Here is a 1413-nt window from a genome sequence, read left to right on the forward strand (position 1 = left end):
ACCGAGGCCCGGGGCCGTCGGTTTCGGAGCCGGGGCGCCCGCGCGGGCGCGGTCGGCTCAGAAGCGGTCGACCAGGAGCTGTCCGTCGGCGGCGCGCTGGCCGCTCAGGCCGCTGCCGTAGTTGGCCTCCACCCGCGAGCGCTCGGAGGCGTTGGGGTAGCGGCTGGTGCAGTTCACGCCGCCGGTGGAGCCCGACATCAGCGACGAGCACGGGCCGGGCTTGGCGTCGGGCAGGCCCAGGCTGTGGCCGAGTTCGTGCGCGGCGATGCGCACCGCGTCGTAGCCCTGGGCGGTGCCCTGGCGGCCCATCCAGACGGTGACCTGTCCGCCCGGGCGCACCGGGCCCAGGTGGGCGCGGGGCCAGCCGTCGTCGGCGACGATCCGGATCTCGGCGCGCCGTCCGGCGGAGGCCGGTTCCAGGCGCACGTTGCTGACGCTGGAGTTCCACACGTTCACGGCCGAGGCGACGGCGGAGGTGTACTCCGCGGCCCTGCTGGCGTCGTAGTACAGGACGGTCTGGCGCAGCGGCTGGGTCTGCTCCGCGGGCGCGGCGGTGGCCGGCGCGGTGCCCACCAGCGTCAGCGCCAGGGCGCTCAGGGCGATCAGGACGGGCATGAGGACACGTCTCAGCATGGGGGTCTCCCGGGGGTGAGGGTGCTGATGTTGCCTGGTGACCCGGTGGGGTCGGGTCGATGCTATGTGTAGCGGTGTGCCGCCACAAGATGTGCGGAGCGCCTAATTGAGGCACCGCGTACCGGCCCGGGGCCTCTGGGGGAGAGGGCGCCGTTCTGTCGCAGACCTCCGATAAAACGGAGGAATCCGTACGCCACGACCGCCGCGAGGTACCCCCTGATGGACCGCCCCTCCCTGCCCCTGCCGCCCGCCGACGACGCGTCGCACGTGCCCGGGATGCTGCTCCTGCGCACCGACCACGACGACGAGGCCTGGGACGACGTCCTCTCCCGCATGGGCGAACTGCCCGGCCTGGTGGCGCCCGCCCCCGGCCAGCAGGTCCCCGCGGCGTCGGAGGCCCCCGTTCCCCGGCGCCTGGTCGTGGTGGACGACCCCGCCTGGCGGGGCGCCACCCCCGAGGAGGTGGGCGGGGCCCTGGGCCGGGACGGGGCGTGGACCCCGGACGTGGTCCTGCTCGCCAACGACAGGACCACGGCCAACGCCGGTCCGCGCCCGCTGCTGGCGTTCCGCGGCACCGGCGGGGACGCGTTCCGCATCACGCCCCGCCAGGCGGCCCTGACCTACCTGGTGATGCACTGCCAGGACCTGGACACGGTCCTGGACGACTTCGAGGAGTGGGCCCCGGCCGAACCCGAATGGGAGACCGAGGAGGACGAGACGGTGGAGGACTGGGAGTCCGGCCTCCCCGACCCCGTGGGCGCCCACCTGGAGGACCTGGAC

Annotated in this window: 2 protein-coding genes; one reads left to right on the forward strand and one right to left on the reverse strand. The window is 74.5% G+C overall.

Annotated elements, in window-relative coordinates:
- Positions 1-57: 57 nt before the first annotated feature.
- Complete coding sequence (locus tag DQW06_RS28740; RefSeq protein WP_013152745.1) at positions 58-633, reverse strand: snapalysin family zinc-dependent metalloprotease; 576 nt, start codon at positions 631-633, stop codon at positions 58-60.
- A 219-nt stretch (positions 634-852) separates the two neighbouring features.
- Between DQW06_RS28740 and DQW06_RS28745 the strand changes: the two genes are divergently transcribed.
- Positions 853-1413, forward strand: a 561-nt coding sequence (locus DQW06_RS28745) for a DUF6924 domain-containing protein (protein ID WP_394341674.1), incomplete at its 3' end; no start/stop codon positions are given.

Source organism: Nocardiopsis sp. TNDT3 (assembly GCF_003427465.1).
GTDB lineage: Bacteria > Actinomycetota > Actinomycetes > Streptosporangiales > Streptosporangiaceae > Nocardiopsis > Nocardiopsis dassonvillei.